The sequence below is a fragment of the Kiloniellales bacterium genome (assembly GCA_030064845.1).
Taxonomy (GTDB): domain Bacteria; phylum Pseudomonadota; class Alphaproteobacteria; order Kiloniellales; family JAKSDN01; genus JASJEC01.
Map to the genome: position 1 here is coordinate 1 of JASJEC010000024.1, position 23,729 is coordinate 23,729.

Below are 23,729 nucleotides of genomic sequence, written 5' to 3' on the forward strand. Positions count from 1 at the left end.
TCCGTAGCCGACCGCGGTCCCGCCGACCCGCCGCATCAGGTAGAAAGGCTTGCCCAGGACGCCCGCGTCCTCGCACAGCAGGAGCGGCTCCGGCACGGTGACCCGGGCTTCCCAGGCCGCCTGCAGGAGCCGGAACTCCTGCGCCCGGGACAGGCTGACCGCGACGCCCGAGGGCGCGTCGGTGCGCAGCACCAGCTCGTGGCGCCCGTCCAGCGCGCCGCCCCGGACCTCGATCTCGACCAGCCAGTTCTCCTGGATCGCGCCGCCTGTCAGGGTGCGGGTCGAACGCACCTCGACCGCTTCGGCCCCGCTCGCCCGCTTGACGAAGGCCTCGAGGGCGCTCTTGCGGGCCGGCAGCCCCTCGGCCGGCGCGCTCACGGCCAACCCCAGAAGTCGTGCCCCTCGGCCAGGAAGGCGCGGGCCAGGACCATCTTGTGGACCTCCGAGGCGCCGTCCACCAGGCGGGCCTGTCGGGCGTAGCGGTACATCCACTCGAGCGGCGTGTCCTTGGCGTAGCCCTTGGCGCCGAGCAGCTGGATCGCCGTATCGATCGCCTTGTGCAACGTCTCGGAGACTTGGACCTTGGCCATCGAGACCTCCTTGCGGGCGAAGTCGCCCTGGTCCAGCTTGACCGCCGCCTTCATGGTCAGCAGCCGGCCGACCTCGATCTCCATGGCCGCCTCGCCCAGCATCCACTGGACGCCCTCGTGCTCGGCCAGGGTGCTGCCGAAACTGCGGCGCTCGGAGACGTAGGGCGCGGCGATCTCGAGCGCGCGCTTGGCCATGCCGAGCCAGCGCATGCAGTGGGTCAGGCGCGCCGTCCCCAGGCGGATCTGGGTCACCTTCAGGCCGTCGCCGACCCCCATGAGCCGGTCCTCGTCCGGGATCTCCAGGTCGCGCAGAAAGACCTCGCAATGGCCGCCGTGTTCCTCCGGTCCCATAATCGGTATCCGGCGCCCGATCTCCAGGCCCGGCCGGTCCCGCTCGACCAGGAAGGCGGTCAGTCCCTTGCGCTGATCGTCCGAGGTCCGGGCGATCAGGATGAAGTGCCGGGCGACGCCGGCGCCGGTGATGAACCACTTGTGGCCGTTCACCACCCAGCGGTCGCCGCGCCGCTCGGCCGTGGTCCGCATCAGGCCGGGGTCGGAGCCGGCCCCCGGCGCCGGCTCGGTCATGGCGAAGGCCGAGCGGACCGTGCCGTCGACGATCGGCTGGAGCCACCGGGCCTTCTGAGCGTCGGTCGCGATCTTCTCGAGCGCGATCATGGTGCCGTCGTCGGGCGCGGCGCAGTTGAAGGCGACCGGGCCGAAGATCGAACGACCCATCTCCTCGTAGCACACCGCCATACCGGCCACGTCGAGGCCCAGGCCGCCGCGCGCCTCGGGCATCTGGGGCGCCCAGAGTCCGGCCGCCTTGACCTTGTCCCGCAGCGCCTGCAGGCGCGCCTCGGCGATGTTCTCGTGGTCGTCGTAGGCCGAGGGGTCGGCCTCCAGCGGCAGGATCTCCTCCGCAACGAAACGGCGGATGCGCTGCCGCAGTTCCGCCACCGCCGGGTCGAGCGTGAAGTCCATCAGAGCGCCGCCGAATGGCCGCCGTCGACCACGATGACGCTGCCGTTGATGTAGCGCGACGCGTCGGAAGCCAGCAGCAGGAGCGCCCCCTCGAGATCCTCCGGCTGGCCGAAGCGGCGCTGCGGAATGCGCTTGCGCAGAGCCTCGCCGTCGGGACTCTGGATGAATAGGCGGTTGATGTCCGTCTCGACATACCCGGGCGCCAGGGCGTTCACGCGGATGTCGTGGCGGGCCAGGTCGATCGCCAGGGCCCGGGTCAGGTTGACCAGAGCCGCTTTCGAGGCGCAGTAAGGGGCGAGCCGGCCCGTCGCCCGCAGTCCCAGGACCGAGGCCACGTTGACGATGCTGCCGCCGTGGCCGAGCTTGGCCATGTGCCGGGCCGTCTCCTGGGCCATCAGCCAGGCCCCCTTGAGGTTGGTGTCCACGACCCGGTCCCAGTCCGCTTCGCCGATGTCCAAGGCCGCCTTGGTCTCAGCCATGCCCGCGTTGTTGACCAGAATCGAGATGTGCCCCAGTTCCATCTCCGCCGTGGTCACGCAGTCCTTCACGGACTCGCCGTTGGTCACGTCCAGTTCGATCGGGATCGCCCGGCCGTCGAAGGCCTCGATCTCGCGCGCCAGCTCGCAGAGCGCGTCGAGCCGCCGCGCGGCCAGGGCGACCTTGGCGCCAGCCCGGGCCAGGGTCATGGCGAAATGCCGGCCGAGCCCGCTCGACGCGCCGGTGACGATGGCGGCTCTGCCTTCGAGATCGAAGGGACCGGTCGGGTTCATGGCCCTCGGCGCCTACAAAACCTTGGCCTGCTCGCGCAGGACGAACTTCTGGATCTTGCCGGTCGAGGTCTTCGGCAGGCCTTGGAAGACCACGGTCTTGGGCGCCTTGAAGTGCGCCATGTTGTCGCGGCAGAACGCGATGATCTCGTCCTGTGTCGACTCCTGCCCCGGCTTCAGGGTGACGAAGGCGCAGGGCGTCTCGCCCCACTTCGAATCGGGCCGGGCGACCACGGCCGCCTCCATGACCTTGGGGTGACGGTAGAGCGTCTCCTCGATCTCCAGGCTTGAGATGTTCTCGCCGCCCGAGATGATGACGTCCTTGGAGCGGTCCTTGACCTCGACATAGCCGTCGGCGTGGCGCACCGCGAGGTCCCCGGTGCGGAACCATCCGCCCTCGAGCGCCGCCTCGGTCGCGTCCGGGTTCTTCAGATAGCCCTTCATCACGGTATTGCCGCGCATCATCAGCTCGCCCAGGGTCTCGCCGTCCGACGGCACCTCGGCCAGGGTCTCGGGATCGGCGACCCTGATCTCTTCCAGCGTCAGGTAGTTGACCCCCTGCCGGGCCATGAAGCCGGAGCGCTGTTCGAGCGGCAGGCCGTCCCAGGCCGACTGCCAGGCGCAGACCGTCGCCGGCCCGTAGCACTCGGTCAGGCCATAGAGGTGGGTCACGCGGAAGCCGATCTTCTCCATCGCCTCGATCGTCGCGCTCGGTGGCGCCGCGCCGCCGGTCGCCAGTTCGACCGTCCGCTCGAACCGCTGTCCCTCGGCCTCCGGCGCGTGGGCCAGCATGGTCAGGACGATCGGCGCGCCGCACATGTGGGTGATGCCCTCCTCGGCGATCGCCCGGTAGACCGCGCCGGCCTCGACCTTGCGCAGGCACACGTGGGTCGCCGAGGCGGCGGTCACCGCCCAGGTGAAGGTCCAGCCGTTGCAATGGAACATCGGCAGGGTCCAGAGGTAAACCGAGTCTCTGCCGAGACCCATGGTGATGAGGTTGCCCAGGGCGTTCAGGTAGGCGCCGCGGTGGTGGTAGACCACGCCCTTGGGATTGCCCGTCGTGCCCGAGGTGTAGAGCAGGCAGATCGACTGCCACTCCTCCGCCGGCTGCACCTCGTCGAAGACGGGCTCGCCCTCGGCCAGGAACGCCTCGTAGTCGAGCGCGCCGAGAAGTTCGCCGGACTCGGCCAGAGGATCGTCGATGTCGATCACCAATGGCGGGTTGTCGAGCGCGGCCAGCGCCGGTCCGATCACCGGCGAGAACTCCTTGTCGGTGATCAGGACCTTGGCCTCGCCGTGCTCGAGGATGAAGGCGATGGTCTTGGCGTCCAGCCGGACATTGAGCGCGTTCAGCACCGCGCCCGCCATGGGGACGCCGTAGTGGGCTTCCAGCAACGCCGGCACGTTGGGGGCCATCACCGCAACGGTATCGCCGGTCCCAATACCCCGCTTGCGGAGCGCCGAGGCGAGACGGCAGGCGCGTTCGTGGAATGTGCGGTAGCTGTAGCGGAGCTCGCCGTGAACGACGGCGACCTTGTCGGGGTAGACCGCGGCCGCCCGGCGGAGAAAGCTGATCGGAGTCAGCGGCGCAGTATTGGCCGCGTTCTGCTCCAGCCCCTGGTCGTAGATCCCGCCTGTCCCGGCCCCCGCGTCATTCATCGCCTGCACCATATCCCTGCACAAACTCCCGGACAGCGCGGGATGCCTTCGAATTCGCCCGCGGAGATCCTTGAACTGCGCTATGGTCGATGTCAGCTCTCGACAGGTCAAGCCCGCACAGCCTGACGACAGGACGCAGAGCCGCGCCGCGTCGGCCCGCCCCTGTTTCGGCGCACCCCACCCCGGGCGAGAAAAGGACCGCGCCATGCAGCTACAAATCTACTCCGACACGATCTGCCCCTGGTGCCTGATCGGCAAGCGCCGGCTGGAGCGCGCGCTCGCCGAGCGGCCCCAGCCCGACCTGGAGGTTACCTGGCACGCTTTCCAGCTCAATCCGGAGATGCCGGCCGACGGCATGGATCGGCGCCGCTACCTGGAGCTCAAATTCGGCGGCGGAGAAGGCGCCCGCCAGGTCTACGGGCAGGTCGAGCAGGCCGGGGCCTCCGAGGGGATCGCCTTCAATTTCGACGCCATCCGGCGGACGCCCAATACGCTCAATTCCCATCGCCTGATCCGCTGGGCAGGCCGAGAGGGCTGCCAGATGGCCGTGGTGGAGGCGCTGTTTTCGGCCTACTTCTTCGACGGCCGGGACATCGGCGATCCCGAGACCCTTGTCGCGGTAGCGCAGACGGTCGGGCTGGACCCCACTGCGGCGCAGGACTACCTGGCGAGCGACCAGGACCTGGAAGCGGTGCGCAACGAGGACGCCGAGGCGCGGCGCATTGGCATCCAGGGCGTTCCCACCTTCATCTGGAACGGCCGCTACGTGCTTTCGGGCGCCCACCCGCCCGAGGTCCTGCTGCAGCTCTTCGACCTGGGACGCGAGGACGCGCCGGCTTCAGCCTCCTGACCTGGAAACCAGTGGCGGTGCGCAGGCTGCGCTAGGTGCGCAGCGCCTTCAACTCGCCCAGAAGCTCCTGAACGCCGGCCACGCGGCGCGCCGGATCGGCCCAGTTCTCCTGATAGACCAGCTTGCCGTCCGGCTTGAGCCGCACCGTCATGGACTCGGCCTGAACGAAGCGCAGCAGGGCCTCGACGTTCTCCATGGCGCTCTCGCGAAACACAACGACCGCGCCCTTCGGCCCCGCGTCGATTTTCTCGACCCCGGCTTCCCGGCAAAGTTGTTTAATTGCAATAGTTTGCAACAGGTTTTGCACCTCGTCCGGAAGCGCGCCGAAGCGGTCGATCAGCTCCGCGGCGAAGGCGTCGATCTCGCCGCGGTCGACCAGCAGGGCGATGCGCCGATAGAGCCCGAGACGCAGGTTGAGGTCGGTGACATAGCTCTCCGGTATCAGCACCGAGGTGCCAAGCGAGATCTGCGGCGTCCAGGACTCGGCGCTGACTTGGTCGGCCTTGGCGCCGCCTTCGCGCGCGGCGGTGACCGCCTCCTCGAGCAGCTGCTGGTAGAGCTCGATGCCGACTTCCCTGATCTGCCCCGACTGCTCCTCGCCGAGCAGGTTGCCCGCGCCGCGGATATCGAGGTCGTGGCTGGCGAGCGTGAAGCCGGCGCCGAGGGTATCCAGGGTCTGCATAACCTGGAGCCGCCGTTCCGCCGCCGCCGTCAGCAGCCGGCCCGGCGGCACGGTGAGGTAGGCGTAGCCCCGCTGCTTGGAGCGGCCGATCCGGCCGCGCAGCTGGTAGAGCTGGGACAGGCCGAACATGTCGGCGCGGTGGATCACGATGGTGTTGGCGTTGGGAATGTCGAGACCGGATTCCACGATATTGGTCGACAGCAGCAGATCGAAGCGCCGGTCGACGAAGGCGCTCATGACCGATTCCAGAGGACCGGGGGCCATGCGGCCGTGCGCCGTGGCGATCTTGACCTCGGGCACCAGCTTTTCGAGGCGCTCCTGCAGGTCGGGCAGGTGCTCGATCCGCGGGCAAACATAGAACACCTGCCCGCCGCGGAAGTGCTCGCGCAGGATCGCCTCGCGCACGATGACGGGGTCGTAGGGCAGCACGAAGGTGCGGACCGCCAAGCGGTCGACCGGCGGGCTGGCGATCAGGCTCATCTCCCTGACGCCGGAGAGCGCGAGCTGCAGCGTCCGGGGGATCGGTGTGGCGGTCAGCGTCAGCACGTGGACGTCTTCGCGCAACCGCTTCAGGCGCTCCTTCTGCTTGACGCCGAAGTGCTGCTCCTCGTCGACGATCAGCAGGGCGAGGTCCTGGAACGCGATCGACTGGGACAGCAGCATGTGCGTCCCGATCACGATATCGATCTGACCCCGCTGCAGTTCGTCCTTGATCCGGGCGGCATCCTTCGCCGCGACCAGGCGGGACAGCTGGGCGATGCGCACGGGCAGGCCCTGGAACCGGTCCCGGAAGGTCCGGTAGTGCTGCCGGGCCAGCAAAGTGGTCGGAACCACCACGGCCACCTGGCGCCCGGTCATCGCAGCGATGAAGGCGGCGCGCAACGCGACCTCGGTCTTGCCGAAGCCGACATCGCCGCAGACCAGCCGGTCCATGGGCCGCCCGGCCGCCAGGTCGTCCAGGGTGTCCTCGATCGCCCGCAGCTGGTCGTCGGTCTCCGGAAAAGGGAAGCGGGCGCAGAACTCGTCGTAGAGCCCGGCCTCGGGGGCGATCGGGTCGGAATGTTTCAGCTCGCGCGCGGCGGCGAGCTTGATCAGCTCGTCGGCGATCGACTTGATCCGCGCCTTGACCCGCGCCTTTCGCGCCTGCCACTGACCCTGGCCGAGCCGATCCAGTTCGACCCCGGCGCTCTCGGAGCCGAAGCGGGAGAGCACGTCGATGTTCTCGACCGGAACGAAGAGCTTGTCGCCGCCCTGGTAGACCAGCCGCAGGCAGTCGTGCGGCGCCCCCGAGACGGCGAGTGTCTGGAGCCCTTCGTAGCGCCCGATCCCGTGATCCATGTGCACGACGAGATCGTCTTCCTGCAGGGTAGTGACCTCGGTCAGGAAGTTCTCGGGCCGACGCCGCTTGGCCGCCGGCCGCGCCAAGCGCTCGCCCAGGATGTCCTGTTCCGTGATCACCGTCAGGGCGCCGGCGCCGAAACCGCGCTCGAGACCCAGCACGGTTACCGCCAGACCGTCTTCCTCGACCCGGTCCAGCTCCTCCAGGGTCGTGATCGCCCTGGTCTGCCGCAGCCCGTGGTCCTTGAGCAGCCCGGTCAGGCGGTCGAGCGAGCCCTGGCTGTAGCCGGCGAGCAGCACCCGCCTGCCCTGCCCGGCCTCGGCCTCGACGCGGGCGCGAAGCTGGTCGAACAGGCCGTGGTCCGCCGCCGTGCGTGCCTCGGAGAAGTCCAGCGGCGCCCGGCCGCCGGCATCCAAGACCGCACCGTTCCCCGACGGCGCGGCGAAGGGCCAGAACTGCGCCGAACGGCGGCCGGCGAGACAGGCCGACCAGCTCTGGCCATCGACGTAGAGCGCCTCGGGCGGCAGGGGACGATAGGGCCAGCCGCCGACGTCCTTGGCGTCCTGCAGCGATACGCGCGAGTCGAAGAACTCCAGGATGTTCTCGAGCCGGGCCCTGCGCGCCTCCTCGATCTGGCGGTCGAGGGTGACGGCCGCGTCCGGCAGGTAGTCGAAGACCGTCTCGAGTCCGTCGTAGAACAGGGGCAGCCAATGCTCCATCCCTGGATGGGGCCGTCCGGCCGAGATCGCCTCGTAGAGCGGATCCTCGGAGGATACCGAGCCGAAGGCCTCGCGGTAGCGCGTGCGGAACCGCGAGATCGACGCCTCGTCGAGGATCACTTCGCTGACGGGCTTCAGGGCGAAGCTTTCGAGCGGCTCGATGGTCCGCTGGCTGAGCGAGTCGAAGCGCCTCAAGGAATCGAGCTCGTCGCCGAAGAAGTCGAAACGCAGCGGTTCGGGCTCGCCGGGCGGGAAGACGTCAACGATGCCGCCCCGCAGGGCGAACTCGCCCGGCTCGCTCACGGTCTCGACCCGCTGATAGCCGTTCCCGACACAGAACAGCCTGAGCTCCTCCTGGCTCAGCGGTGCCCCGGTGCGGCCCACGAGGCTCCGGCCCTCGAAGGCGCTGCGCGGCGGAACCCGTTGCACCGCGGCGTTCACGGTGGTCACGACGATATCCGGCGCGGGTCCGGCGCAGAGCCGGGTCAGAGTATCGATCCTCCGGGCGACGATGTCCCTATGCGGACCGACTCGGTCGTAGGGCAGGCAATCCCAGGCCGGGAGCGTGGCCACCTCGCAAGTCGGGCTCAAGAAGGAGAGCAGTTCGCAGATCCGGGCCATCTGCGCGTCGTCCCGGGCGACGTGTAGGATCGGACCGGGCCGGTCGCTTCCGCCCGTCCGCCAGAACTGGCTCAGAAAGACCGATTCGACACCCTCAGGAGCGTTGGAAACCAGGGTGTCACCCGGTCTCAGGGCGATGTCCGGCAGCAGTCTCAAGAGTTCGGCGTGTGGAGCTTGAAGGCCAGCAGTAGGCGCGTGACGTCGTGGTCGTGAGGCGGCGCGGGCTCCGCGTTGCCGGTGATCCAGTCGTACAAGATGGGTTCCGGCACCTCGAGCAGCTGCTCGAAGCGATCCAGCTGGGCGGCGTCGAAGTCCCCGAGATGGCTCTCGGCGAAACGCCCGATCAGAATGTCCAACTCCTTCATGCCGCGGTGCGCGGCGCGGTAGCGCAGCCTCTTGCGTCGTGCGGCGTCGGTTGTCATGGGGCTCGGCTCCCAGTTGCGCGCAGAGACATAGCACGGCGGCGCAAAATCGAAAGCCCCCTGTCCGGTCAAGGGACTCGGCAAAATTTGAAATAAAACTTTTCTATATCTCATGGTAAACGGACAATTTCTTCACGTATTTCTAGAACCAGTCACGGCTCTGCGTGTTACTATTGCAATGCGGAAAAATGGCCCCTGGGGATATTCATGAGATGTTCTCGGGAGAACAATCCAAATGCGCAAATTTGTTCGAACTTGGGAAAGCAATGGAGCGGTTTTAGTCAAATCTTCATTGAAATGTGATGGAATGCTCCAATGTCGTCGACCCGCACAAAAAGACTGACTTCTGCCAGAAGCGCGCCAGACGAAGTCAAGACGCTGGAGCTCTCGCTGCCGATTCCGGCCAATCGGGAGCGCAGGGTCGAGGCCCTCGACTTCCTTAACCGTGCGGTCGAGCAATACATCGAGGACTACGGCGACGATGTCTATGACGACGACCAGGAGTCGTCGATCAAGCCCGACATCCACTTCCCGGGCAAGAAGGCCCGTCGCGCCAGTGCGGACGACGACGACTTCATCCCCGATCGGCCCGAAGGCCGCGCCATCACCGTGCCGCAGGCGATCCAGCTCTGCCTCTGTGCGGTCCTGATCTTCTTCCTCTGGTAACTCGGCCGCTGGACCTCGTCCGGTCCGCCTTGATTCCATCCCGTCTGTCCGGCGATCCTGCTGACCGCACAACCGTGCCTCAGCGGGAAAAGTCTTGCGCCCGGAAATCCTCTTCGGCCTCTTCGCGCCCCTCACCTCCTTGCCGGGCGTCGGAGCACGCCTGGCGAAGCTGTTCGAGGGGCTGGCCGGACCGCACGTTCTCGATCTCTGCTGGCATTGGCCGACCGGCCTGATCGACCGGCGCTATGCGCCCAGCCTGGCGGAAGCCCTGCCGGGCCGGGTCGCCACGCTCAGCCTGCGCGTCGAACGACACGAGGCGCCCCGCGTGCCCCGCCGGCCCTACCGCGTGACCTGCAGCGACGGGACAGGGCGGCTGGAGCTGGTCTTCTTCCACACCCGCGGCGACTATCTCAGCAAGGTCCTGCCGGTCGGTGAGGAGGTCGTCGTCAGCGGCCGACTCGAGCTCTTCAACGAAGGCCTGCAGATGACCCACCCGGATCACATCGGCCGGCCCGCTGACCGCGCCACCCTGATGACCGTGGAGCCGGTCTATCCCCTGACCGCCGGGCTGTCGCTCAAGGTCGTCGGCAAGGCGGTCCAGGCGGCCCTGGAGCGCGTGCCGGACCTGCCGGAATGGCTCGATCCCGCCCTGGTCCAGCGCGAAAGCTGGCGCCCCTGGGCAGAGAGCCTGCGCCGGGTCCACCAGCCCGCCGGGGCCGCCGACCTCGAGCCCGGGGTGCCCGCCCGCCGGCGGCTCGCCTACGACGAGTTGCTGGCCAACCAGCTCGCCCTGGGCCTGGTCCGGGAGCGCCAGAGGCGCCGCAAGGGCCGCTCTATCGTGGGCGACGGCAGGTTCCGGCGGCCGGTGATCGAGGCCCTGCCCTACAGCCTCACAGGGTCCCAGGAAACCGCCCTGGAGGAGATTCTGGCCGAGATGGCTGCCGAGGAGCGCATGCTCCGGCTGCTTCAGGGCGACGTCGGCAGCGGCAAGACCGTGGTCGCCCTGCTCGCCATGCTGGCCGCGGTCGAGGCGGGCTGTCAGGCCGTCCTGATGGCGCCGACGGAGATCCTGGCCAGCCAGCACCACGATACCCTGAGCGCCCTGGCGGCGCCCGCTGGCCTCCGCGTGGAACTGCTCACCGGGCGCCGCAAGGGCAAGGCCAGGCGCGAGGCGCTGGAGCGCCTGGCCAGCGGCGAGGCTCGTCTCGCGGTCGGCACTCACGCCCTTTTCCAGGAGGACGTTGCGTTCCACGATCTCGGCCTGGCGGTGATCGACGAGCAGCACCGCTTCGGGGTCCACCAGCGCCTGACCCTCGGGGCCAAGGGGCGCGCCGTCGACATCCTGGTCATGACCGCGACGCCGATCCCGCGCAGCCTCATGCTGACCGCCTACGGCGACCTCCTGGCCTCCAAGCTGACCGAGCGCCCCGCCGGGCGCCAGCCGGTCGATACCCGGGTCCTGCCCCTGGAGCGCCTCGACGACGTGGTCGAGGCGGTCGGCCGGGCGCTCGACCGCGGCGCCAAGGGCTACTGGGTCTGTCCGTTGGTAGAGGAATCCGAGACGATCGACGTGGCCGCCGCCGAGGACCGCCACGCCGTCCTGGCCGAGCGTTTCGGCCGCCGCGTCGGACTGGTCCACGGCCGCATGTCGGGCGAGGACAAGGACGCGGCGATGGCGGCCTTCGCCGAGGGGCCGGTCGATCTGCTGGTGGCCACGACGGTCATCGAGGTCGGGGTCGACGTCCCGGCCGCAACGGTGCTGGTGATCGAGCATGCCGAGCGCTTCGGCCTGGCGCAGCTCCATCAGCTGCGCGGCCGGATTGGGCGCGGCGCCGGCAAGTCGACCTGCCTGCTCTGCTATCAGGCGCCGCTCGGCGAGACCGCCCGCGCCCGCCTCGAGATCATGCGCCAGACCGACGACGGCTTTCGCATCGCCGAAGAGGATCTCAGGCTGCGCGGCGCCGGAGAGGTGCTCGGGACCCGCCAGAGCGGCATGCCCACCTTCCGCGTGGCCGACCTGGCGGTCCACGGCGACCTCCTGGCCATGGCCCGCGACGACGCCCGCCTGATCCTGGAAAAGGACCCGGGGCTCACCGGTCCGCGCGGCGAAGCGCTAAGGGTCCTGCTCTACCTCTTCGAGCGGGACCAGGCGATCAAGTATCTGAGGTCGGGATAAGCGGCGCGCCTATTCCGCAGGCTCGGCCGGCTCCAGGGTATCCTGCCGGGATCCGGTCTCGGGCTGCGGCTCGTCCGCCTGCTTCTCCTTGCGCCGGTCTGGCGGGGTGACGATGCCGCCGGAGACTACCATCTTGAGGCCCTCCTCCACGGTCATGGAGAGCTCCTGCGCCTCCTCCCGGGGCACGAAGAGGAGAAAGCCGGAGGTCGGGTTCGGCGTGGTCGGCAAGAAAACATTCAGAACATCGGGAGCCGTCGTCTTGTCCAGGATGCGTTCATCGGCCTGGCCGGTTAGGAAACCGATCGCCCAGACATCGGGGCGCGGATACTGGAACAGCACCACCTTGCGGAAGGCCGTGGACTGCTGCGACAGGATGGTGTGCAGGATCTGCTTGACCCCGCTGTAGAGGCTGCGGATCACGGGCACCTGGGCCAGGACGCGCTCGCCGCTGCGCATCAGCATGCGCCCGGTCAAGCCGGCCGTGAACATGCCTACCAAGGTCAGTCCGATCAGGGCGAAGATCAGCCCCAGGCCGGGGATGTCGAAGGGCAGATAGGTTTCCGGATGCCACCAGAGGGGGATGTAGGGGTCGACCTGGGCATCGACGAAGGACACGAACTTCCAGGTCAGCCAGAAGGTGATCGCGATCGGGGCGGAGATCAGGATGCCGGCGAGAAAGTAGTTGCGCAGGCGCGCGGCGAAGCTGAAGCGGCGCTTCGGTCGGCTCTTGGACTCCTCGGGCTCCAGGTCCGACGCCCGAATGGTGACCGTCTTCGGTGCCTCTCCCGGCGCAGGGGGCGTGATGATCCCGCCGGATATCACCAGCTTGACGCCCTCCTCGACGGTCATGTCGAGCACGTGGACATCGCGTTTCGGGACGAACAGCAGGAACCCGGTGGTCGGGTTGGGCGTCGCCGGGATGAAGACGTTGATCGTGGTGTCGTCGGTCAGGGCCTGCACTTCCCCGACCGTCTCGCCGGTCACGAAGCCGACGGCCCAGACGCCGCGCGAGGGATACTCAATCAGCGCCACCTGGCGGAAGGCGTTGGACTTCTGCGCGAGGACCGTCTCCAGGATCTGCTTGGTGGCGCTGTAGACAGAGCGCACCACCGGCACGCGGGCCAGGAGGCGTTCGCTGTGGCCGGTGATGATCCGGCCGAGAAAGCCGGCGGTCGCCACTCCGATCAGAATGAGGATGATCACCGCCACGATCAGGCCGATGCCGGGCAGACTGAAGGGCAGATAGGTTTCCGGGTTCCAGGCCACCGGCACGAGGGGCATCACCGAATCGTCGACAAACTCGATCAGGTTCCAGGCGATCCAGAAGGTGATGCCGACCGGCGACGTCACCAGGATACCCGCGAGGAAGTAGTTTCGAAGGCGCGCCGCCAAGCTCGGCCGCAGGTTCTTCGGCGTCCGTGGACGCCTTACCTTGGGCCCCCCGGCCTTGAACCCGAACTGCCGTTCCCGCTTTTGCTTCATGTGTCCTCAACGCTCGTGGCGACCGGGCATGTCGCCCCTCCACCATAAACATAGGTGCTGAAGCAGGTTACGGCAAAACCGTGCAAATTGTTTAACCGGTTCGGCGGAACCTTCTAGAAGAAGGCCAAGAGCTCCGCCAGGGTCTCCTCGGGCACCTCCTCCGCCAGAAAGTGACCGCAGGGCAGTGTTCGTCCCTGGACCGATTCCGCCCGCTCCCGCCAGGCCGCGAGGACGTCGAAGCAGCGCTCGACGACGCCCTTCTGGCCCCAGAGCACGAGCAGCGGGCAGGTGAGACGCTTGGCGAGGTCGGCAGCGTCGTGCTCCAGGTCGATACTGGCCGCCGCCCGGTAGTCCTCACAGGTAGCGTGGATCGTCTGCGGGTTGGCGAAACAGCGCTTGTATTCGGCCACGACCTCTACCGGGAAGGCGCCGGGTTCCCGGCTCCAGTGCCCGATCTTGTGATCGAGGAAGTACCCGGGATCGGCGCCGATCAGCCGCTCCGGCAGGTCGTAGGGCTGGATCAGGAAGAACCAGTGATAGTAGGCGGTCGCGAAGTCCTTGTCGGTCTGCTCGTACATGGTTTTGGTCGGCGCGATGTCGAGCAGGGCCACCTTCTCGATCCGCTCCCCGTGATCCAGCGCCATGCGATGGGCCACCCGGCCCCCCCGGTCGTGGCCGGCGACGCCGAAGCGCTCGAACCCGAGGGCCGCCATGACCTCGACCTGGTCGCGGGCCATCGCCCGCTTGCTGTATCCGGCGTGGCCTTCGCCCGCCGGCGGTTTTCCGGAGTCGCCGTAACCGCGCAGGTCGGCGGCGACCACGGTGAAGCGTTCGGCAAGGCCGGGAGCGACCTTGTGCCACATTACGTGGGTCTGCGGGTAGCCGTGCAGCAGCAGCAGAGGCGGCCCCGAGCCGCCGATCCTGAGATTGATCTCGGTCTCGCTGCTTGAAACTCTTCTTTGCTCAAAGCCTTCGAACACAATGCTCTCCCCCCAACAAGCCTTGCCGGTCGGGCATCGTCGCTGTCGAAGTCGTCGAGACTCGCGGCGCTGGGACCTGCCCCCTCGTTGCGCGGAGCATAGGGCGCGGCGGGGCCGGTGCAAAGGTCACCGAATTTTAGTGTGGTGCGGCTGGAGGGACTCGAACCCCCACGGGCTTTCGCCCACTAGCACCTGAAGCTAGCGCGTCTACCAATTCCGCCACAGCCGCGGGCGGCTCCTTGGGGTGTGCTTTCCAGCCCGGTGATCCGGCGCCGTTGGTGCGGCTGAGAGGACTTGAACCTCCACGGGGTTGCCCCCACAGCGCCCTCAACGCTGCGCGTCTACCAATTCCGCCACAGCCGCATGAGGTGCCGACAGGCGGAAAGCACCCTGAGAAGAGCGGAGCGTGTTATAACGTCTGGCGGAAAAAGGGCAACGGAAATATTGGCAGCCTCGTGTTCCGTGCCCATGTGCTCCGGGACCGGGGCTATCGGCCTCCGGTCCCCTGCGAATTCGAGAGTTGAAGGGCGATGCGCCTGCTGGTTCTGATCGGCATCCTGGGCGGCCTCCTGGCGGCGACGGCGGCGGTCGTCGCTTACGCCTGGACCAGCATGGCCGAAGTCGACATCAGTCCCCACGGGATCCTGGCCCTCGTTCTCGGGGTCGTCTTGAGCCTGCTCCTGGGCGCCGGCTTGATGTTCCTGATCTTCTACAGCAGCCGGCGGGGCTACGACGACGACGTCGGCTCCTGAGCGCCAGCCATGCAAATTGCGGTGGTCTGACAAGGCGTTTCGGCAATGGTCCCGCGACCGCCGACGGATCAATTATCCGGAGCGGCCAGGAAGCGGCCCGGAACGCCAAGCTGGAGGTCAATGCCATGAACATGTCGAACCTCATCGGACTTGCCCATATGGGCGCCCTCGCCCTGCTCGGCTTGGCGGTGGTGCTGTCCTAGAAGGCGCGCGAATGGATCGCTCTGGGCGATCCTGTTTCAATCAAACTCTGCTGTCGGGAGGTCAGGGGCTGAAAGTGGCCCTACCTGGGCGCTCGTGAGCCTGCCTGGCTGGCGAAAAAACTACGCCAAGCACGTTTATATGGGCTGAACGAACATGCTTAAGCGACCGTGGACAAGAGGTTGAGATTCTGATCACTCGCGGTCCTAACCGCCTGTTGAAGCGGTTTGCCATTGATTAACCAAGGCACCGCTAGGCTGCCCGGGTCTCGAAATCATCGCCCGTCTACTGCGCCATGTGCCGCCGCCAAAGCCTGCTCGTCGTCCTCCTCGCCATCCTGGCGCAGCCGGTGCCAACAATGTCGGCGTCGGCCGATTTCCAGGATGGTTTGCAGTCCTACTACCGGATGAGCTTTTCCAGGGCGCTCTCCGTCTGGCGCCCGCTCGCCGAAGACGGCGATCCAAAAGCCCAGTACCAGCTAGGCGTCATGTACTACCGCGGCGAGGGCGTGCGCCAGAGCTATGACGAGGCCGCCGAGTGGTACCGGCGCGCCGCGGAAGGTGGCGACGCCGACGCTCAGTTCAACCTGGGACTGATGTATGCCAACGGTATCGGGCTCGACCGGGACTATGTCTCGGCCCATGTCTGGTTCACCCTGGCGGCATCGACCTACGCCCATCGCCAGCGCGAGACCTGGGCGATCGCGGATCCCCACTGGGCCGCCCGAAATCGGGACTGGGCCGCCAGCAAGCTCTCGACCGAGCAGCTCGCGACCGCCCGCCGGCGCATCAGCGCCCTGCGGTCCCGGCTCCCGGGCTGATCGACCTACTTGGTGCCGTAGAGGCGGTCCCCGGCGTCTCCCAGGCCGGGGACGATATAGCCGTGATCGTTCAGGCGCTCGTCGATCGACCCCGTGAAGATCGGGATTTCCGGATGCTCTGCCGCTAAGGCGGCGATCCCCTCGGGGGCCGCCAGGAGACAGACGTACTTGATGTTGGTCGCGCCCGCGTCCTTGATCCGCGAAAGCGCCGCGGCGGCCGAGTTGCCGGTCGCCAGCATCGGATCGACGGCGATCACCAGACGCTCGCCCAGGCCTTCGGGAACCTTGAAGTAGTACTCGACGGCGGTCAGCGTCTCCGGGTCGCGGTAGAGCCCGACGTGGCCCACCCTGGCCGAAGGCACCAGGTCGAGTATGCCTTCCAGCAGGCCATTCCCGGCCCGCAGGATCGAGATCAGCACCATTTTCTTGCCCGCGAGCTTGGGCGCCCGCATGGGCCCCAGCGGCGTCTCGATGTTGGCGGTGGTCAGCGGCAGGTCCCGCGTGACTTCGTAGGCGAGCAGCAGGGAGACTTCCCGCATCAGCTGCCGGAACGTCGCCGTCGGGGTCTCCTTGCGCCGCATGAGCGCCAGCTTGTGTTGGACCAGGGGATGATCGACCACGGTAACCGCGTGTCCCATGCTACCTCCTCCGAACCGCGCTCCCTGCGCTCAAAAAAGCGTGCCGTCGCTCTCTACCGCGATCGGCGGCCGCCCGTCGGACCGCTTTTCCCGGGCGATCCTGCGTCCCGCGCTCCAGGTGCCCCCTTCGAGTACCCGCGCCAGCGGAAGCCCGGCGGCGCTCAGGTCCAGGTCCGCCCGAATCTGCTCGGCGACGCGGTCGAGAAGCACGACGGTAAGCGCCCGCCATTCGACGACAAGCTCGCTGTCCGCGGCGTGCCTGCGGCCGAGGACATCGTCATGCTTGGGCCTCAGGACTCCGAGGTCAAGGAATAAGCCGCCGTTGCGGTACTCGGCGAGGCCGGTCAGGTCGTCGAGTCCGGTGACCGTCACGCCGGCGGCCTCGAGAGGCTCGACCAGGGAATAGGCCAGCCATTGCGAGAGCTTGTGGAAGGGCACGAGGCGGTCGGTCAGGTCGTTGCTGGCGGCCGCCGGATGCGGCCAGACGTCGCCGAGGACCGCGCCGTCGATGGCAAGCCGGCCGGGCCAGATCGGCCCGAGGGCCTGGAGCAGGGTGTCGAGAATGCTTGCGGCCGGCAGGCCGTCCTCTCCCGAAGCCGCCTTCAAGAAGTCGAACAGCGCGCCGATGCGCGGCCGCTCGGCGCCGAAGAGATCCGGCCGGTTGCGGAGTGCGCCACCGAGTCGTCGCAGCAGCGCGGCTCGGCCCTCCAGGCCGACCAGGGGATTGCCGGCGTCGGCCTGAAAAGAGCGACCCAGCGCCTCGGTCGTGATCTCCTCCAGGGCGTCGGCGTCGGCCCGGTATCGTTGCGCCGGGTCGGTGGAGAACAGACCGTCCTGGAAAGCGTAAAGACTGGCCAGCGCGAGGCCCTCCGAGCGCGCGTGGAGCGCGCCCGACCCGGGCTCGCGGTAGCGCCACTGGGCGCCCGCGCCGGCGTCGAGCAGCACGCTGGTCACCGCCAGGTCGATACGGATCCGGGCCAGCTCGTCGAGTGACGTCTCGGCCAGACGATCCCGAAGTTCCAACCAGCGGTCCCGGCCGTCGACGGCGAAGTGACGCCAACGGCTGTGGTAGGGAACGTCGAGCGCCGGATAACGCTCCCTCATGGTCTCGAGCACGTAGCGCGCCGCCTCACCGAGGCGTCCGGAATCGAGCGCGAAGTGGCGCAGCGCACCGGCCTCGGCGGCGTCGTACACCATTCGGCAGCGCGCGCGGATCGCCGCAGGTGTGCGCAGCCAGGCGGCGGCTGCGCGCGGATCGGTCAAGGTCTCCAAGGTGTTCCTAGTAATCCGTAAGGCCGCGGCCCTTGGTCCGCGCCAAGTCGGACTCGGCCGGCACTGCCGTTTCCGTGAAATAGCCCGCCGCCTTCTTGGCCTCGATCTCAACACGGGCATCCACCGGGATCAGGTCCTCGGGGATCGGCACGCGCTCGACGATCTCGATGCCCTGGCGGGTCAGGGCGTCGTGCTTCATATCGCTCATGGAAACGAAGCGATCGATCCTGGTGACGCCGAGCCAGTGGAGCGCGTCGGGCATGAGTTCCTGAAACCGGACGTCCTGGACCCCGGCGACGCATTCCGTGCGCTCGAAGTACTGATCGGCCCGGTCGCCGCCCTCCTGGCGCTTGCGCGCGTTGTAGACCAGGAACTTGGTGACCTCGCCCAGAGCGCGTCCTTCTTTCCGGTTGTAGACGATCAGCCCCGCGCCGCCCTGCTGCGCGATTTCGACGCAGATCTCGATGCCGTGCACGAGATAGGGCCGGCAGGTGCAGATGTCGGACCCGAAGACGTCCGAGCCGTTGCACTCGTCGTGCACCCGACAGGCCAGCTTGCGGGCCGGATCGGAGATTGCGCCGGGGTCGCCGAAGCAATAAATCGTCAGCCCGCCGATCGGGGGCAGGAAGACCTGAAGATCGGAGCGGGTCACCAACTCCGGGAACATGCCGCCGGTATGCTCGAACAGGCTGCGCCGAAGGTCTTTCTCGCTGACGCCGCAGCGGCGCGCGATCCCCGGCAGATACCACACCGGTTCAATGGCGGCCTTAATGCAGTTTATCTCGCCGCTCTCGAGCAGCACCCGCCCGTCGGGCTTGAGCCGTTCGCTACGCAGGAGCTCCTTCATCTCGGGAACCGTCAGGCGGGCCCGCGTGACGGCGATGGTCGGGCGGATGTCCTGACCCTGATCGATCAGATCCTTGAACACCTCGCCGGCGAGATGGCCGAAGGGGTCGAGTGAGACAATCTTGTCGGCGTCGGACCACTGCGGGTGGGGGCCGATGGTCTCGGTGGGCGCGGTGTTGGTCAGATCCGCCTTGTGCAGGGGATCGAGGCTCCCGGCGGCGATCGCCAGCGCCCGATAAAGCGCGTAGGAGCCCGCGTGGGCGCCGATCACGTTGCGCTGCCCCGGATTGGTCAGGGAACCGATCACCGGCCCGCGGGCCTTGGGATCGGCGGAGGCCCAGGTGATCGGCACCGGCTTCTGGCCACCGCCCGGGTGGGAGGTGAGAACGATGTGCTTACTTGGGCGTTTCGATCCGGTCATCTCAAGCCTCACGGGGCTCCAGCCGAATGGCGATGCCACGCGCAGTAGTAGCGCGCCTTTGTTACTGAATTCCGAGCGTTTGCCAACTTCCTTACCGAAGACGCTGATTCTTCCCACAAAGCCGCCCGCTCGACAATGCGGAGCCGGCGCCGCCGCGCCGACCGGCGACAGGCCGCTCGCCCGGCCCTATAATCTCTGGCGGGGCTCCGGGGCGAAGCGGCTGCGAACCGACAAGAATTGGGGTCAAAGACCAATGACGATCGAGACGACGACCAGCGCAGGCCGGGACGGCCTTGCGACCCACGAACGCCCCGCGCCCCACGTCTGGCTGGTGCTTTCCCTGCAGCACCTCTTCGCCATGTTCGGGGCTACCATCCTGGTGCCGATCCTGACCGGGCTCAGTCCCGCGGTGGCCCTGGTCAGCAGCGGGCTCGGCACCCTGCTCTACATGGCGGTCACGGGTTTCCGGATCCCGGTCTACCTCGGGTCCTCCTTCGCCTTCATCGCGCCGATTGTCGCGGGGGCCCAGATGGCGGGCGTCGCCGGCGCCATGTTCGGCGCGTTCTGCGCGGGCTTGGTCTATCTCGTGGTCGCCGTCCTGATCCAGCTGTTCGGCGTGCGCTGGCTGTTGCGCCTGCTGCCGCCGATCGTCGTCGGGCCGGTCATCATGGTGATCGGCCTCGGGCTGGCGAGCGTCGCCATCGGCATGGCCACCAACACCGCGGGCGGTGGAGCTTACAGCCTGGGACACTTCGTCCTGGCGCTCTTCACGCTCGCCTGCGTCCTGGCCTTCTCCATTGTGCTGAGGGGCTTTTTCACCGTCGTGCCGATCCTCCTCGGCATCATCTGCGGCTACCTGGTCGGCCTGGTCTTCGGCTTCGTCGACTTCGGACCGGTCGCCGCCGCCCCGTTCTTCGCGGTGCCCGACTTCGTGGCCCTGTTCTCCGGCCTGACCGCCGCGACCGGTGGGATTCCCTGGGAAGTCCTTCCCCTTCTGGTGCCGGTCGCGATCGTGACGATCGCCGAGCACATCGGCGATCAGGTGGTGGTGAGCCGCGTTGTCGGGCGCAACTTCCTGGTCAAGCCGGGCCTCCAGCGGTCGCTGCTCGGCGACGGCCTAGCGACCATGCTGGCCTCCCTGCTCGGCGGACCGCCCAACACGACCTACGGCGAGAACATCGGCGTACTGGCGATCACCCGCATCTTCAGCGTCTGGGTGGTCGCGGGCGCGGCGGTCCTGGCGATGCTGCTGGGCTTCGTCGGCTCGGTCGCCGCCTTCATCGGATCGATCCCGATGGCCGTGATGGGCGGCGTCGCCATTGCGCTGTTCGGTGTGATCGCGGCATCTGGTCTGCGGACCATGATCGAGGGCAAGGTCGATTTCGGCGAGAAGCGCAACCTCTTGATCGCTTCGGTCATCCTGGTGATCGGGATCGGCGGCGCGACCCTCAAGCTGGGCGACTTCGCCGAGGTCTCCAGCATGGCCCTGGCGGCCATCATAGGTATCGTCCTGCACGCCGTCCTGCCCGGCAAGGAAACCGCCGGCGACACCGGCGCCATTCTCGGCGACTAGTCGCAAGAGGGCTTGGCCGGTTTCCTAGTTCGACCGGTATTCCTCCGGCAACAGCAAGACGTTGTCCTGCTCCGGCGTGACCGACTGGTGGCAACCGATGCAGAACTGAACCTTCTGCGCGCCTTTGCCCTTGGTCGTCCCGAAGACCGAGCCGTTCGGCATGACCATGGTGTAGCGCCAGTCGTCGCTCTCGGCATTGAAGCCGGCGCGCATCTTCTCCATGACGAACAAGGGGCCGATGGCGACCTGGCCGTTGCCCTTTACCTGGAAGCTGTCCTTGGCGAGAACGGCGCCGGGCCGGAAGGTGCCCGCGTTCTCGAAGAGCCCATAGTTGCGCGCCTGGTCGTTCGCGAAGTTCTGGACGTAGCGGCTGCCGTGTGTCGCCGATACGTAGGGCTGCGTGCTGTAGCGCCGGAAAGAGGCGTAGCTGACGGCGTTGCGGTCGTTCGACTTTGCGTAGGCGGCCCGCATGTCCCCGATCAGGCAGTCGTAGGCGGCCACGGCTTCGGCCGTGGTGAGTTCCGCCGGTTCGCCCGCCGCGCAGGGATTGCACGGGCTGCATGGACTGCCCGCCGCACAGGGGCTGCAGGGGTTGGCCGTTGCGCAAGGATTGCACGGATTGCAGGCCGCTGCCGCGCAGGGGTTGGCCGCCGCGCAGGGATTGCACGGATTGCAGGCTGCTGCCGCGCAGGGATTGCAGGGGTTGGACAGGGCCGCCGTGCGAAGCCGTGGAACGGCGCACTTCAGGCTGGCCTGCCCGCCTCCGGCGGCACAAGGATTGCAGGGGTTGCAGGCGGCGGCGCAGGGGTTGCAGGGATTGCCGGCAGCACAGGGGTTGCACGGGTTTGCCGCCGCGCAGGGGTTGCAGGCCGCGGCGGCGCTGGGATTGCTCTTCTTCACGGCGCAGGGGTTGCAGGCCGCCCGTGCGGGTGGCGCGGCCACCTCCGGGGCGACCGCCATGCCCGCGACGGCGACACCGGCCATCATGACGAAGGGCACCACCGTGGACGAAAGCAGTTTGCTCTTCCTCGACTGCATCTCAACTTCTCCTGTCGCAGCTCCCCCCAATCGGGCAGCCGAAGTATGGCAGCCGCCGGCCGCACGTCGGGATCACTTGCGATCACAAGCGTTTGAAAGGGTTCGAGGAGGCCAGCGGTGTCCCTGGAACGCGCGGAGGTGAGCGTTCGACGAATCCTCCCGGATTCAGCGCCGCTTCGGTTCGAAAAAGCTTGATTTCAGCCGGAAAACCGATATCTACGAAACCATACCAATTCGGTATGATTTAAGGAACGCCAATGCTTCGTCTCAATCGCTTGACCGACTATGCGGTGGTGGTGATGGCACAGATGGCTCGGCCCGGCAACCGGGTTCGGACCGCTCAGCAGATCGCCCAAGAAACCGGGGTGCCTCTGCCCACTGTCTCGAAGCTGATGAACGCTCTGGCGCGGGATTCCCTGGTTGCCTCCCAGCGCGGCGCCGCGGGCGGCTACACCCTCTCCCGCCCGGCCGACGAGATCACCGTGGCGCAGATCATTCAGGCCCTGGAAGGCCCGATCGCGCTGACCGCTTGCGTGGACGGGAGCAACGGCCACTGCGACGTCGCGTCGCTCTGCCCGATGCGCGGCAATTGGGACAAGGTCAACAAGGCGATCCAAAACGCTCTGTCACAGGTAACACTGGAGGACATGTCGACACCCGGCATGGTGTTCGACGAGGTCGAGAAGGGCGCGCCCTGCGGCGTGACCAACGCGCACTAGACGCTGCGCTTCAGGCAAATACGCAAGGAGTAGAGGACGGCATGGCGGCAACGGTCGAAACGGTCCAGCAGGTTCAGGACGTCACCGAGAAGTACAAGTACGGCTTCGTCACCGATATCGAGGCGGATACGGCGCCCAAGGGGCTGAGCGAAGACATCGTCCGTTTCATCTCCGACAAGAAGGACGAGCCCGAATGGCTGACCGAGTGGCGCCTCAAGGCCTACCGTCACTGGCTCGATATGCCGGAACCGCAGTGGGCCAAGGTGGACTTCCCGCCGCTCGACTACCAGGACGCCTACTACTATTCCGCGCCCAAGACGGCCGACGGGCCGAAGAGCCTCGAGGAGGTCGATCCTGAGCTGCTGAAGACCTACGAGAAGCTGGGCATCCCCTTGAAGGAGCAGGAACGGCTCGCGGGGGTCGCGGTCGACGCCGTGTTCGACAGCGTCTCGGTGGCGACCACCTTCAAGAAGAAGCTCGAGGACGTCGGCGTCATCTTCTGCTCGATCTCCGAGGCCGTGCAGAAGCACCCGGAGCTGGTCAAGAAGTATCTCGGCAGCGTGGTTCCCTACACCGACAACAAACACGCGACCCTGAACTCGGCGGTCTTCACCGACGGGTCCTTCGTCTACGTGCCCAAGGGCGTGCGCTGCCCGATGGAGCTCTCGACCTACTTCCGGATCAACGCCGCCAATACCGGGCAGTTCGAGCGCACCCTGATCATCGCCGACGCCGGCTCCTACGTGAGCTATCTCGAGGGCTGCACCGCGCCGATGCGCGACGAGAACCAGCTGCACGCCGCCGTGGTCGAGCTGGTTGCCCTGGACGACGCCGAGATCAAATACTCGACCGTGCAGAACTGGTATCCCGGCGACGAGAACGGTGTCGGCGGCATCTACAACTTCGTCACCAAGCGCGCCGCCTGCCGGGGCCGCAACTCAAAGGTCTCCTGGACCCAGGTCGAGACCGGCTCGGCGATCACCTGGAAGTACCCGAGCTGCATCCTGCAGGGCGACAATTCGGTCGGCGAGTTCTACTCCATCGCTATCACCAACAATTGCCAGCAGGCAGACACCGGCACCAAGATGATCCACCTGGGTCGCAACACCAAGTCGCGGATCATCGCCAAGGGCATCTCGGCCGGCCGCTCTCAGAGCACCTACCGGGGCCTGGTCAAGGTTTCGCCCAAGGCGACCGGGGCGCGCAACTACACCCAGTGCGACTCGCTCTTGATCGGTGACCAGTGTGGCGCCCATACCGTGCCCTACATTGAGAGCCGTAACCGGGGCGCCCAGATCGAGCACGAAGCGACGACCTCCAAGATCAGCGAAGAGCAGCTCTTCTACTGCCGCCAGCGGGGCATCGCGGAGGAAGACGCGGTCGCCCTGGTGGTCAACGGCTTCTGCCGAGAGGTGCTGCAGCAGCTCCCCATGGAGTTTGCGGTCGAGGCCCAGAAGCTGGTCGGTATCAGCCTGGAAGGCAGCGTCGGCTGAGGCCGACCGAGACGAACTGAGA

The 23,729-nt window shown here is 67.3% G+C and carries 20 protein-coding genes, 2 tRNA genes and 1 pseudogene; 8 read left to right on the forward strand and 15 right to left on the reverse strand.

Annotated features, from left to right (window positions below):
- The 4 genes from QNJ67_10880 to QNJ67_10895 form a co-directional block, all read right to left on the reverse strand.
- A partial coding sequence (locus QNJ67_10880; GenBank protein MDJ0609470.1) for a phosphotransferase occupies window positions 1–378 on the reverse strand: 378 nt, incomplete at its 3' end.
- The gene (locus QNJ67_10885) at window positions 375–1,571 is read right to left on the reverse strand and encodes an acyl-CoA dehydrogenase family protein (GenBank protein ID MDJ0609471.1); all 1,197 of its coding nucleotides are present in this window, start codon (window positions 1,569–1,571) and stop codon (window positions 375–377) included. The genes QNJ67_10880 and QNJ67_10885, both read right to left, overlap by 4 nt.
- Window positions 1,571–2,341, reverse strand: coding sequence for a glucose 1-dehydrogenase (locus tag QNJ67_10890; protein ID MDJ0609472.1), 771 nt, complete (start codon window positions 2,339–2,341; stop codon window positions 1,571–1,573). The genes QNJ67_10885 and QNJ67_10890 overlap by 1 nt, the downstream gene beginning before the upstream one ends.
- A gap of 12 nt (window positions 2,342–2,353) precedes the next feature.
- A complete protein-coding gene (locus QNJ67_10895; GenBank protein MDJ0609473.1) occupies window positions 2,354–3,997 on the reverse strand; it encodes an acyl-CoA synthetase in 1,644 nt (547 codons plus the stop codon).
- Between the two features lie 205 nt (window positions 3,998–4,202).
- Between QNJ67_10895 and QNJ67_10900 the strand changes: the two genes are divergently transcribed.
- Window positions 4,203–4,847 (forward strand): DsbA family oxidoreductase, encoded by a 645-nt coding sequence (locus tag QNJ67_10900; protein MDJ0609474.1) that lies wholly within the window; start codon window positions 4,203–4,205, stop codon window positions 4,845–4,847.
- A gap of 31 nt (window positions 4,848–4,878) precedes the next feature.
- On the opposite strand, the gene mfd is transcribed toward QNJ67_10900, so the two are convergent.
- Window positions 4,879–8,208: a transcription-repair coupling factor gene (gene mfd / locus QNJ67_10905; protein MDJ0609475.1), complete on the reverse strand. Its 3,330-nt coding sequence runs from the start codon at window positions 8,206–8,208 to the stop codon at window positions 4,879–4,881.
- A gap of 152 nt (window positions 8,209–8,360) precedes the next feature.
- Window positions 8,361–8,630 carry a succinate dehydrogenase assembly factor 2 gene (locus QNJ67_10910; GenBank protein ID MDJ0609476.1) on the reverse strand — a complete coding sequence of 90 codons (270 nt, stop codon included), beginning with the start codon at window positions 8,628–8,630 and terminating at the stop codon, window positions 8,361–8,363.
- 315 nt (window positions 8,631–8,945) lie between these two features.
- Between QNJ67_10910 and QNJ67_10915 the strand changes: the two genes are divergently transcribed.
- Together QNJ67_10915 and recG are read left to right on the forward strand one after the other, a co-directional pair.
- Window positions 8,946–9,296: a hypothetical protein gene (locus tag QNJ67_10915; protein MDJ0609477.1), complete on the forward strand. Its 351-nt coding sequence runs from the start codon at window positions 8,946–8,948 to the stop codon at window positions 9,294–9,296.
- A gap of 94 nt (window positions 9,297–9,390) precedes the next feature.
- Window positions 9,391–11,472, forward strand: coding sequence for an ATP-dependent DNA helicase RecG (gene recG / locus QNJ67_10920; protein ID MDJ0609478.1), 2,082 nt, complete (start codon window positions 9,391–9,393; stop codon window positions 11,470–11,472).
- Window positions 11,473–11,481: 9 nt separating this feature from the next.
- Here recG and QNJ67_10925 read toward each other — a convergent pair whose 3' ends face one another.
- The 5 genes and pseudogenes from QNJ67_10925 to QNJ67_10945 all read right to left on the reverse strand — a co-directional run bounded on the left by QNJ67_10925 (window position 11,482) and on the right by QNJ67_10945 (window position 14,297).
- A complete protein-coding gene (locus QNJ67_10925) occupies window positions 11,482–12,087 on the reverse strand; it encodes a DUF502 domain-containing protein (protein MDJ0609479.1) in 606 nt (201 codons plus the stop codon).
- A 177-nt stretch (window positions 12,088–12,264) separates the two neighbouring features.
- Window positions 12,265–12,876: pseudogene (locus tag QNJ67_10930) on the reverse strand (DUF502 domain-containing protein).
- A 191-nt stretch (window positions 12,877–13,067) separates the two neighbouring features.
- A complete protein-coding gene (locus QNJ67_10935; GenBank protein ID MDJ0609480.1) occupies window positions 13,068–13,934 on the reverse strand; it encodes an alpha/beta hydrolase in 867 nt (288 codons plus the stop codon).
- 142 nt (window positions 13,935–14,076) lie between these two features.
- Window positions 14,077–14,163, reverse strand: a tRNA-Leu gene (locus tag QNJ67_10940).
- A 47-nt stretch (window positions 14,164–14,210) separates the two neighbouring features.
- Window positions 14,211–14,297 (reverse strand) — tRNA-Leu (locus tag QNJ67_10945).
- Between the two features lie 167 nt (window positions 14,298–14,464).
- On the opposite strand from QNJ67_10945, the gene QNJ67_10950 reads away from it, so the two are divergent.
- Window positions 14,465–14,686: a hypothetical protein gene (locus tag QNJ67_10950; GenBank protein ID MDJ0609481.1), complete on the forward strand. Its 222-nt coding sequence runs from the start codon at window positions 14,465–14,467 to the stop codon at window positions 14,684–14,686.
- Window positions 14,687–15,245: 559 nt separating this feature from the next.
- Window positions 15,246–15,707 (forward strand): tetratricopeptide repeat protein, encoded by a 462-nt coding sequence (locus tag QNJ67_10955; GenBank protein ID MDJ0609482.1) that lies wholly within the window; start codon window positions 15,246–15,248, stop codon window positions 15,705–15,707.
- A 5-nt stretch (window positions 15,708–15,712) separates the two neighbouring features.
- Here QNJ67_10955 and upp read toward each other — a convergent pair whose 3' ends face one another.
- The 3 genes from upp to QNJ67_10970 are packed head-to-tail and all read right to left on the reverse strand — an operon-like array spanning window position 15,713 to window position 18,884.
- On the reverse strand, window positions 15,713–16,345 hold the full coding sequence (upp, locus tag QNJ67_10960) for a uracil phosphoribosyltransferase (GenBank protein ID MDJ0609483.1): 633 nt from the start codon (window positions 16,343–16,345) through the stop codon (window positions 15,713–15,715).
- Between the two features lie 30 nt (window positions 16,346–16,375).
- Window positions 16,376–17,608: a URC4/urg3 family protein gene (locus QNJ67_10965; GenBank protein MDJ0609484.1), complete on the reverse strand. Its 1,233-nt coding sequence runs from the start codon at window positions 17,606–17,608 to the stop codon at window positions 16,376–16,378.
- A 16-nt stretch (window positions 17,609–17,624) separates the two neighbouring features.
- On the reverse strand, window positions 17,625–18,884 hold the full coding sequence (locus QNJ67_10970; GenBank protein ID MDJ0609485.1) for a GTP cyclohydrolase II: 1,260 nt from the start codon (window positions 18,882–18,884) through the stop codon (window positions 17,625–17,627).
- A 253-nt stretch (window positions 18,885–19,137) separates the two neighbouring features.
- Between QNJ67_10970 and QNJ67_10975 the strand changes: the two genes are divergently transcribed.
- Window positions 19,138–20,457 (forward strand): solute carrier family 23 protein, encoded by a 1,320-nt coding sequence (locus tag QNJ67_10975; GenBank protein ID MDJ0609486.1) that lies wholly within the window; start codon window positions 19,138–19,140, stop codon window positions 20,455–20,457.
- Window positions 20,458–20,481: 24 nt separating this feature from the next.
- Here the strand turns inward: QNJ67_10975 and QNJ67_10980 are convergent, their stop codons facing one another.
- Complete coding sequence (locus QNJ67_10980) at window positions 20,482–21,495, reverse strand: hypothetical protein (protein ID MDJ0609487.1); 1,014 nt, start codon at window positions 21,493–21,495, stop codon at window positions 20,482–20,484.
- A gap of 257 nt (window positions 21,496–21,752) precedes the next feature.
- Here QNJ67_10980 and QNJ67_10985 point away from each other — a divergent pair, with 257 nt between their 5' ends.
- Window positions 21,753–22,214 (forward strand): SUF system Fe-S cluster assembly regulator, encoded by a 462-nt coding sequence (locus tag QNJ67_10985; protein ID MDJ0609488.1) that lies wholly within the window; start codon window positions 21,753–21,755, stop codon window positions 22,212–22,214.
- 41 nt (window positions 22,215–22,255) lie between these two features.
- Window positions 22,256–23,707, forward strand: coding sequence for a Fe-S cluster assembly protein SufB (gene sufB, locus QNJ67_10990; GenBank protein ID MDJ0609489.1), 1,452 nt, complete (start codon window positions 22,256–22,258; stop codon window positions 23,705–23,707).
- The last annotated feature ends 22 nt before the right edge of the window (window positions 23,708–23,729 follow it).